At 31.0% G+C, this 9,480-nt stretch carries 10 protein-coding genes and 1 pseudogene; 1 reads left to right on the top strand and 10 read right to left on the bottom strand.

All coding sequences use genetic code 11. The features are described from left to right. Positions 1 to 528: 528 nt before the first annotated feature. Together Q0F58_RS14800 and Q0F58_RS14805 are read right to left on the bottom strand one after the other, a co-directional pair. A complete protein-coding gene (locus tag Q0F58_RS14800) occupies positions 529 to 1,077 on the bottom strand; it encodes a DUF6144 family protein (RefSeq protein ID WP_294378161.1) in 549 nt (182 codons plus the stop codon). An 87-nt stretch (positions 1,078 to 1,164) separates the two neighbouring features. After that, positions 1,165 to 2,037 (bottom strand): GyrI-like domain-containing protein, encoded by an 873-nt coding sequence (locus tag Q0F58_RS14805; protein WP_294378163.1) that lies wholly within the window; start codon positions 2,035 to 2,037, stop codon positions 1,165 to 1,167. 271 nt (positions 2,038 to 2,308) lie between these two features. Here Q0F58_RS14805 and Q0F58_RS14810 point away from each other — a divergent pair, with 271 nt between their 5' ends. Continuing rightward, entirely contained in the window at positions 2,309 to 2,623 is a 315-nt protein-coding gene (locus Q0F58_RS14810) for a hypothetical protein (protein WP_294378179.1), read from the top strand. Here the strand turns inward: Q0F58_RS14810 and Q0F58_RS19680 are convergent. The 8 genes and pseudogenes from Q0F58_RS19680 to Q0F58_RS14850 all read right to left on the bottom strand — a co-directional run. Further along, a pseudogene (locus tag Q0F58_RS19680) lies at positions 2,599 to 2,691 on the bottom strand (hypothetical protein); the annotation flags it as partial. The gene Q0F58_RS14810 and the pseudogene Q0F58_RS19680 sit on opposite strands and share 25 nt — an antisense overlap. Before the next feature lie 150 nt (positions 2,692 to 2,841). Next, complete coding sequence (locus Q0F58_RS14820; RefSeq protein WP_294378165.1) at positions 2,842 to 4,224, bottom strand: sensor histidine kinase KdpD; 1,383 nt, start codon at positions 4,222 to 4,224, stop codon at positions 2,842 to 2,844. Next, a complete protein-coding gene (locus tag Q0F58_RS14825) occupies positions 4,212 to 4,874 on the bottom strand; it encodes a response regulator transcription factor (protein ID WP_294378167.1) in 663 nt (220 codons plus the stop codon). Before Q0F58_RS14825 ends, Q0F58_RS14820 begins: the two co-directional genes overlap by 13 nt. A 209-nt stretch (positions 4,875 to 5,083) precedes the next feature. Continuing rightward, the gene (locus Q0F58_RS14830; RefSeq protein ID WP_294378170.1) at positions 5,084 to 5,869 is read right to left on the bottom strand and encodes a lantibiotic immunity ABC transporter MutG family permease subunit; all 786 of its coding nucleotides are present in this window, start codon (positions 5,867 to 5,869) and stop codon (positions 5,084 to 5,086) included. 4 nt (positions 5,870 to 5,873) lie between these two features. Then, positions 5,874 to 6,626 (bottom strand): lantibiotic immunity ABC transporter MutE/EpiE family permease subunit, encoded by a 753-nt coding sequence (locus tag Q0F58_RS14835; RefSeq protein ID WP_294378172.1) that lies wholly within the window; start codon positions 6,624 to 6,626, stop codon positions 5,874 to 5,876. Positions 6,627 to 6,628: 2 nt separating this feature from the next. Then, positions 6,629 to 7,333 (bottom strand): lantibiotic protection ABC transporter ATP-binding protein, encoded by a 705-nt coding sequence (locus tag Q0F58_RS14840; protein ID WP_294378174.1) that lies wholly within the window; start codon positions 7,331 to 7,333, stop codon positions 6,629 to 6,631. Between the two features lie 105 nt (positions 7,334 to 7,438). Beyond that, positions 7,439 to 8,227, bottom strand: coding sequence for a class I SAM-dependent methyltransferase (locus Q0F58_RS14845; protein WP_367118197.1), 789 nt, complete (start codon positions 8,225 to 8,227; stop codon positions 7,439 to 7,441). Positions 8,228 to 8,411: 184 nt separating this feature from the next. Continuing rightward, positions 8,412 to 9,356, bottom strand: a complete 945-nt coding sequence (locus Q0F58_RS14850) for an L-lactate dehydrogenase (protein WP_294378177.1) — start codon at positions 9,354 to 9,356, stop codon at positions 8,412 to 8,414. Positions 9,357 to 9,480 lie beyond the last annotated feature (124 nt).

A 9,480-nucleotide genomic window follows, 5' to 3' on the forward strand; every position in this document is an offset into this window, starting at 1 on the left:
GGCAATTATACCTTATTTAAGCAATTTTATACATTCTTAAATAATCATTTCTTTACACTTCTATCTTATCATTTATAATTCCAAGAAGCACACAGCCAGAGCATATTAAAGAAAACTTTGGATTGTGGATTGGTACTATGACCTCGGCTGACTTCTCACCATTCGTTGTTACTACGAATTTCATACTCTGTTTCCGTTCGCTGACGAGACCTCCCCAGGTAAGAACACAATCTTTCTCTCCATATATACTATAGTTAATTCCGAACAGTTATTGGACTTTGACACGTTATGCAGTCTTATCCTTAACTATAGCCTGATATGATTTCTGTTCGTCAGACCAGAGATTTGCCTACACCTTCCTTCAAATTCCGCCTCACGACGGACACCCTTGGTGTTCAGCTATATCCTTCCCACTGCTAGGGCAGATTAGGGACTTTCACCCTTAAGATTGTGCCCATGCTGGGCACACATAAAAAATATACAGTCTTAATACCTTAAAACTGTATATTTTATACATATTTCTATTTATTATCTCCAAATCTTTCCGTGAGGAATTATTTTCATAAGACATATATCGTCTCCTGCTTTAATACTCTTTAATAATTCTACATCTACTTCACAGCCAAATGCCTTCTCAAATAGCACCTTGCTGTAACCTGTAGTACACTGGCACCATGTGTACGACTGAAGTTTATCCACTTCGGCCATCATAGGGCATGGACAATAATTAAACTGAAGATGAAGATATCCATCCTGATATAATAGTCCTGCTGCTCTTGCTTTTGGAAGGGCTGCAAGTTCCTCAAGATTTGATGACTGTTCCTTAAGTTCTTCAACAAGTTTTACCTTTTCATCCATGCCGAAACCACACTGACACTTCATTCTTATCTTCTTAACAGATGTTTTATCAAACTTATCTTCAAGCCTTTTCATTGTTGAATTAACCCATATAGGATTACTTTCATCCTTGCCTGCTCCATCTTTTCCAAATACAATTTCTTTTGCAATATCTTCACTGCTCTCATTTTTTACAACCTCATAAATAGTTTTTTCCTGAATTTTTCTAATATCAAACATATACAATCTTCCTTTCCGAATTTGTAAATAACTTTCTTTACATATATCATAAGCGAATCTGTATATTTTTACTTCTGAATTCTTGCTCTATTTTATAGGGATGCATAAATCCATGACTACTCTATTATTTCTCCAGTCAATACTTCTATAAATACCAAGCCCAAATCTGTCGTCTCTTTCATATCTACTCCTTGGAAGCCATACTGTAAAGGCTCCCTGAAAGCTTCCAAAAATATCACCAACAAAGCCATCAAATCTATATACTGCAAATTTTCCACCTTGTATAATTTTAAAATTATCTGATTCAATAATATCCTTCATAGTTATATCGTCACTTTCACTTATATTATCATTAACAGTTATACATAAATCATATACAGATTTGTTAAATGAGCTTATAGACGGATCATTATATGACTTTTCAATCATAAGAGTATCCTCGTTAATATACTGTTTAAATCGTTCCATTAAACTATGCCAGTTCTGTCCAATTTCGCTGTAATTACCAATATATCTTTCATATAATACCTTATAATCTTTGATATTCCTTATTGATATGTTATTCTCATAGTGCTCAAAGCTCTTAAATTTCACCTGTTCATGAGAATAAAATGGATTCTTGGTACTTTCTATACTTACAGATTTTCTAAAATCAACTGGAGAAATATTATACTCTTTATTAAATGCAGAACTGAAATTTGAAGAACTGTATCCAAAATTATTTCCTATGTCTGTAATTGTCTTGTCCTTTTCAATTTTTAAACTCACAGCACTCTGATCTATTTTCATGCTCTTAATAAAATTATAAACGCTTAGACCTGTTTCTTCTTTAAACATTCTACTGAAATAAAACTTCGAAAAATTGCAGTAACGTGCAACATCTTCAATAGAAATATCATCATCTATGTGCTGCAAAATATAATCAATACTTTTGTTTATAACACTATTTTTTATCTGCATGAGAGGAATCTCCTTTCAATTTGTATATATTACTATGATAGTGCAAAAATGATTGAATAATTTTACATTTAATTAAAATAAAAAAACATTTATGATAAATCTTTGTTATAATTAAGTTCCTACACAAAAAACAACAAGGAGTTATACATAAATGCTTCAGAACACAATTATATCAGAAAAATCAACACTATACAAATTTTTTAAGCAATTAAATTTTGATTTATATCTAACTAAGCCACAATTAAAACATTTAGAAAGCATTTTAAATGCAATGATTTCAAAAGGTTATAGAGGCAAAGTATCCGATATAGCTGAGCTTGCTTCGCATAGGCATCGAACCAGTATTACAAGGTTTTTATCTGATAGTCCATGGAACCATGCTCTGTTAGAACAGTCTTTGAAATCCTTTGTTATTGATTCTATTTGGAAGAAAGCTGAAGAAACTAATAAACCAATATATTTTATTATTGATGATACAATTTCCGAGAAAACAAAGCCCTCGTCAAAGGCAAATAACATTATTGAATTTGCAGATGCAACTGCTTCCAATTCATGTCTTAGTCCATTTCTTATTGCTTCCATATGAGTACTGTCTCTATAACAGCCTGCACCAGCTCCTAAAATTGCCTGTGGTAAATTGTTGCATACATTCAATCGAAATTTACTCCATATCTCCTCCCTTATATGCTTTGTATGACGAAAATGAATTCCTGTATCTGCAAAAAGTTCTTCTATTGCACATACTCGTTCACTTTCATATGGAGGAATAAGTTCACCAAAAATAATTCCTATAGTAGTAATTATCTATTTTATAAATAATTCCAAAGTTACTTTAGCTCCTCCAAGTTTCTCAGAATTATCAAGATATATATTTCCATCATGTTTTTCAATAAGCTTTCTAGAAATATACAGCCCCATTCCATAATGATTTTTTGAATTTCTGCTTTTATCCCCTTGATAAAACCGTTCTGTTGCCAATTTTAATTCTTCTCTGGAAAATCCTTTTCCACAATCTTCAATTATAAAAACAATTCTATCATTATCTGCATATGTTTTAAATGATACTTCTCCATTTTCAACACTGTAATCAACTGCATTGGAGATCACATTAACAAGTGCACGCTTTAGGGCTGATCTATCAGCTTTTATAACCTCTGGAATATTTTCTATCTCACTCTTAAATTTAATTTTCTTTTTAGAACATAAAGAGTTTCCTGTTTCTATTACTTCCTTGATAAACTCCACAAGATTGATTTTTTTCTTAACCAGTTCATATTCCTTTTCAGATTTTATGATTTCAATAAGTTTGCTTATATAAAATTCCATATTGGTAACTTCACTTATAATATTCTCATTTAATTCTGCTGCATCCTTTTTTAAATCCAGTTCTTCCAAAAGTTCAGAGCTGCCTTTTATTATTGTAAGAGGAGTTTTTAAATCATGAGCTAATGCTGCCATCTGTTCTTTTCTTCCTTCTTCCATATCCCACTGTTTCTTAAGTGATTTATTAAGTTCTTCCTTCATTTTATCCAATGTTTTAATAACTTCATTTACCTCAGATATTCCACAATACTTAACTTCAAAATCCAGATTCTCCATTTCAATTTTTTCAGCAGCATCCTTTAATATCTTTATCTCTCTTTTCAATTTATTTTTAAATGCCTTAGAAAAAATTATAATTTCAATTATAAATAAACCTATCATTACTGAATTGAAAATTAATTCAGCATTTGGCATATAATAATTTAAAACTGGATTTGAAAAAGTTGCATTCAGTCTATATTTAACGATACATATTCCACTTTCCCTTTGTATAACTTTAAAATAACTGCTGCCATTTGATACAGCTCCATTTTGTATAATAGCCCACATTTTATCAGCTTCAATTTTAGATACATTGGAATCTGTTATATTTCCTTCTTTATCATAAACTGCATAACTGCACTCTTTGGGTATAAATTCCTTAACTGACTGAGCTTTTTCTATCTCATCTCTGTTTTTTTCAATTTTCTGTTCATAATAATTGGCAGATAAAATAATCCCCTTATTTACTGCTTTTAAAAATAATATTCCTTCTAAAGCTAAAATTAAAACGGCAGTTATACAAAAAAGGAATATATATCCTGCAAAAATCTTGGAAACGCTTTTTTCCTTAATGTTTGCGTTTTTCTTTCTTATTCCTTCCATTTGTATCCTATCCCCCATACTGTTTCAATCGGATTCAGTCCTAGGCTCCTAAATTTGCTTCTTATATTTTTTATATGTTCCACAATAGCAGATACATCGCTATTTCCCTCAAATCCAAATACATTTTCATATATCCTCTCTTTAGAAAATGTCTGTCCATGATTTACTGCTAAAAACTCACATATACTATATTCACTTTTGGTAAATGGTATAAGACATTCATTATAATATGCTTCCTTTGCTGACATATTGAACTTAATATCTGAAATTGAAAAAGCATTCTGCTTTTGCCTGTGTTCACGCCTTAAATGTGCTGCTACTCTTGCCCTAAGCTCCTTTATTCCAAATGGTTTTGAAATATAATCATCTCCTCCAATGCTCAGTCCTTTAACAATATCCTGTTCCATAGTTTTTGCTGTAAGAAATATTATAGGGCAGTCTACCAGATTTCTTATTTTTCTGCACAAAGAAAAGCCATCTATTTCAGGCATCATTACATCAAGGAGAATAAGATCATATTTAAGGTACTGATTGTCTGAAATATCCATGGGATTTGATACCGTACTCACATGATATCCTTCTCTTTCTAAAGCGTTTTTTATGATTTTCAATATTCCCTCTTCATCATCTATTGCAAGTATATCTGCCATTAAAACCACCCCAATATTTCAAATTTACTAGATATTATACTGACTATTCCTTCCCAATAAATACATATCTCTTCCAAATAACAAAACTATATAATAATTAAAGAAATCGCTCCTAAGATTTCATCCTTCATTATCAATTGTACATTGTTAATTAGAATATATATTGTTATCTTCTCATATTTACATCATAACTACATTATATACCATATTTACGCTATTTTACTGCCTTCAAATGATTTAAACCATATTGCTGAAAATATTCCCAAGATAAGTGTAAATATAATGCAGTTTCTAAATCCAGTCATGCAGTTTTCCATGAAAAATTTAACTGCAGAAAAAGTTTCAGCTGTATTCATGAAACTGCCTGCATTAATAAAATAGATTTCAATAAATCTGACTGCCCAGCTGCATGGCACCATTTGCCATATTCCATCTCCAAGCCCTGTTTCTAATAATGCAGCAACAAGCATTTCAAATATTCCCATTCCAATAGATGCTCCTCTTCCAAATCTTATACTTATGCCTATATGAAATATATAAATAAATACTTGTGCTATAAAAACGATTCCAATTCCTATCATATAAAAACTAACTGGCAGTATATTCTGGTTCAATATATATTGAAATCCAATAAAAAACACACTCACAGCAGCAAAAAGCGAAATTAATCCTGAAATTAAAAGAATCAGTATTTTACTCAAAAAACATATTCCCTTTCCATATTGTAAAGAAAGCATTTCTTTAAACCGGCCTGCTTCTGATTCTTTTTCTATAACCATTTCACATACAATTCCTATTAATATTGGAAAAGCCATACATAATGCTTCAAAATATCCACTTATTTTATCTACAGCTTTCCATGGTGCAGCTGAATAGTAGAGTAAAAATACTGCTGCACCTATTAAAGGAATACATATATGAATCCAATAAAACCATGTATGTTTCATCTTCATAAAATCTGCTTTCATAAGTCTTATAAGAACAGAAATTTTCATAAACTTATCTCGCCTCCACATTTTCATATAGTCTTCCAGTCAATATGGTAATAACTAAAAATAATATAATAGTGACTATAACTGCAAAGCCTACAGATGAAACATTTAAAAGTTCTGGTTTAAAAGTAACACTTTCAGGAACTGCCATCAATCCATTAGGAAGTATCTTAAGTATTGGGCACATAATTCTTGAAGTATATGAAAAAGGACATAACCACCACATATTTTCAGTTGATATAGGTATTGAACCAATGCTTATGCTCATTCCTAAAATAACACTAATAACCATTCCTATTTTTCTGCTTATGAAAATATATAAAGGCACCTGCCATGCAGTGGTTATTATAATCAGTACAGTTGCAATAGCACCATCTTTTAAAGGAATCGGATAAGCACTTTTAAATGGAATTATATACACAACTAACTGTGCTGCAATAAAAATCAGCAAGGTTGAAACTGCTATAATACTAACTCCTGTAAAAACTTTAGCCATCCATACTTTTTTCAAATCAACATAGAGACCTAATACTCCTCTGTTTTTCTTTTTTCCACCATCAATTTTAAATAAAAGTGAACATATCAGCGGCAGTCCAGCAGGAATAATCAATGTATACCACCAATTATATATATCTATCTGAAAATAGTTTCTTGTTAACAATACTGATAGGAGAATCACAGACACTGGTGCTATAAACGTTAATTTTTGAACGAGAGTATTCTTTATTTTCATGTTTTCTGAAATATAATATCTTAACATAACTATTCCTCCCTTCTATATTTCTTTGCAACATCCATAAATAATTCTTCAAGATTCATTCCCTGTTCCAGCTTTCCTTCGTAGCCCAGGATTCCGTTAGATATTATTCCAACATGATCTGCAATCTGCTCAACTTCACTTAAAATATGGCTTGATAATATTACAGTAATACCTTGTTTTGGAAAGGATTTTATAAGTTCTCTCAATTCCTGTATTCCAAAAGGATCAAGACCATTCGTAGGTTCATCCAGTATAAGGAGTTTGGGATTATTAAGAAGCGCAATTGCAATTCCAAGTCTCTGCTTCATTCCCATAGAAAACTGTCCTGCTCTTTTCTTTCCTGTATTTTCAAGTTCTACAATTTTAAGAACTTCTTCAATTCTTGAATCTGGTATGTCAAGTACAGTTGTTCTTACTTTTAAATTTTCTCTTGCAGTAAGATTTTCATACAAAGGTGCTTCTTCTATTAAAGAGCCAATATATTTCAAGTCTCTTCTTTCCCACTTGTGTCCATCAAAAAATATCTTTCCACTAGCTGGTTTAAGCATTCCCGTAATCATTTTTAAAAGAGTGGATTTTCCTGCTCCATTTGCCCCAAGCAATCCATATATGGAATTTTCTTTTACTGAAATTGACAGGTCTTTAACTGCATATTGTTTTTTAAATTTTCTGCATAAATTTTTTGTTTTTAAAATATATTCAGTCATCTTTTCATTCCTCCTTGTAATTAAATATTAAAACTTAATTATAAGGATTTTATAAGGAATTCTTATAATAATTGTAGCTTCTCTAAACTACACTTTTGCCATGTTTTAAAATACCTTCTCAATTACTCCATAAATGATAGCCCCTTTCCTGCTGCTGCCATAAAATTTTTTCACCCCAAGCTTTTCCAAATCATTTTCTCCATATCTTTCTTTTATAACAACTCTTTTTCTGCACACTCTAAGTGCTTCTTTAAGTGTCTCTTCTGTTAGTTCTCTATGATCAGCAAAAGCTCTGAATGAATTTACTGATGTTGATTTCTTATTAGGTTTTTTAAACATAGGATCAAAATATACAACATCAAAACTATTATCTTCCTGGATTTTAAGATAATTTTCATACGAATCATTAATTACTTTTATACGCTTCATATAATCTAAAGTGTTGCCATTACTATCTTTGTATGTCTGCAATCCATTTTTAGTAATATATGCTATGTATTTATTAACTTCAATTCCAATAACACATCCTTTGGGCCCCACAACTGCTGAAAAAACAAGTGAGTCTCCTCCAAGTCCTAAAGTGCAGTCTAAAATGCTGTCACCCTTATTAAGCTGTACAGCTTCTAATATTGCTTCCTTATTTCCATTTTTTAAGGATTTAATTTTAAGTTCTGACATATTAGGATGCCAAAATAATATGCAATCCTCTCCATTTATAACCAGCCTGTTTCTTTCCACCACTAATAGATAATCAAAATTTCCTCCTGAAAATATTTTATCAATGCTTTGATTACCTCTTTTTATATATGGTATTTTCAATTCTTCAGATACATTTTCTGCCCTGCAAATTAATTTTTCTTCTGCTTCTCTTGTAGTCGTTACGCCTATCTTCATCATTCACACAATCTTTCTTAATTACAATATTTTTCTGTATTATTATATAGTACATTTACCTAAGATAAAATAACTTAAATATTATTGTTTAAATTTACTTTATATTGATTCAAATTTTGCAAAATAAATTAGCAGTTTTCCAAAATCAGGAGTTGAGATTTTGAAAAACTGCTTTTATCAATGTTTATTTAATTTTAGCAATATGACTTTTTATTACATCGCATGAATGTTTAAATTCTTTTAATTCTTCATCATTCAAGTTTAATTCAATTACTCTTTCAATTCCATTTCTGCCTATCATACAAGGTGTGCTTATAAATAAGCCTTCTTCTCCATACTGACCTTCTAGCAATGTAGATGCTGGCATTATCTGCTTCTCATCATGGAAAATGCATTGAACAAATCTTGCAAGTGTAGATGCTATTCCAAACTCAGTAGCTCCTTTTCCTGCAAATGTTACCCATCCTGCATTTATTACTTCTTTTAATAATGCTGGTTTATCAAGATGAGCAAAATGATCTGGGTCTTCTTTTTCAAGTTCAGAAAGTGGCTTTCCTGCAAAACTTACCTGTGACCATGCCGCCATTTGTGAATCTCCATGTTCTCCTAATGTATATGCCTGCACACATTTATGGTCAACACCTGTTTCTCTTGCAAGAACTGCTCTGAAACGAGAACTGTCAAGCCCTGTACCTGTTCCAAATACTCTTGATTTATCAAATCCAGATAACTGCCATACTCTTCTTGCAATTATATCACATGGATTAGTGATATTTATGAATATTCCTTTAAATCCTGCATCAACAATTCTCTTTACAAAACTGTCAACCATATCTACACTAACCTGTAATTCTTCAAGTCTGTCATGATTTTTAGTGATTATTCCAACACTTATAACAACAATATCACAATCTTTTAAATCTTCATATTCTCCTATTTCAACATTTATACGATGTGGCAGATATGTAACACTGTCAATTAAATCCTGTCTTTCACTTATTGCTTTCTGCTTATTTGTATCTACAAGAATTAATTCATCTACAATTCCCTGAGTTGCAAGGCTAAAAGCACAATGTGCTCCAACATGCCCAACTCCAACTATACCTACTTTTCTTAATTTATTACTCACTTTACAATTACCTCCTTCAAATTTATATAAATTATAATCCTTTTCTATTGAGGATTTTTCATATTAGCATAAATACAAAGTCCAACTCAACATATAGTATATCTTAAATAAATATAGGTACTAT

This window comes from uncultured Clostridium sp. (assembly GCF_934754915.1).
GTDB lineage: Bacteria > Bacillota > Clostridia > Clostridiales > Clostridiaceae > Clostridium.

Excerpts from the sequence above, each read along its gene's own strand:
- Q0F58_RS14820 (WP_294378165.1), bottom strand. The coding sequence starts at position 4,224 with ATGGAAGGAATAAGAAAGAAAAACGCAAACATTAAGGAAAAAAGCGTT.
- Q0F58_RS14840 (WP_294378174.1), bottom strand. The coding sequence starts at position 7,333 with ATGACTGAATATATTTTAAAAACAAAAAATTTATGCAGAAAATTTAAA.
- Q0F58_RS14845 (WP_367118197.1), bottom strand. The coding sequence starts at position 8,227 with ATGAAGATAGGCGTAACGACTACAAGAGAAGCAGAAGAAAAATTAATT.
- Q0F58_RS14825 (WP_294378167.1), bottom strand. The coding sequence starts at position 4,874 with ATGGCAGATATACTTGCAATAGATGATGAAGAGGGAATATTGAAAATC.
- Q0F58_RS14830 (WP_294378170.1), bottom strand. The coding sequence starts at position 5,869 with ATGAAAATTTCTGTTCTTATAAGACTTATGAAAGCAGATTTTATGAAG.
- Q0F58_RS14805 (WP_294378163.1), bottom strand. The coding sequence starts at position 2,037 with ATGCAGATAAAAAATAGTGTTATAAACAAAAGTATTGATTATATTTTG.
- Q0F58_RS14810 (WP_294378179.1), top strand. The coding sequence starts at position 2,309 with ATGATTTCAAAAGGTTATAGAGGCAAAGTATCCGATATAGCTGAGCTT.
- Q0F58_RS14835 (WP_294378172.1), bottom strand. The coding sequence starts at position 6,626 with ATGTTAAGATATTATATTTCAGAAAACATGAAAATAAAGAATACTCTC.
- Q0F58_RS14800 (WP_294378161.1), bottom strand. The coding sequence starts at position 1,077 with ATGTTTGATATTAGAAAAATTCAGGAAAAAACTATTTATGAGGTTGTA.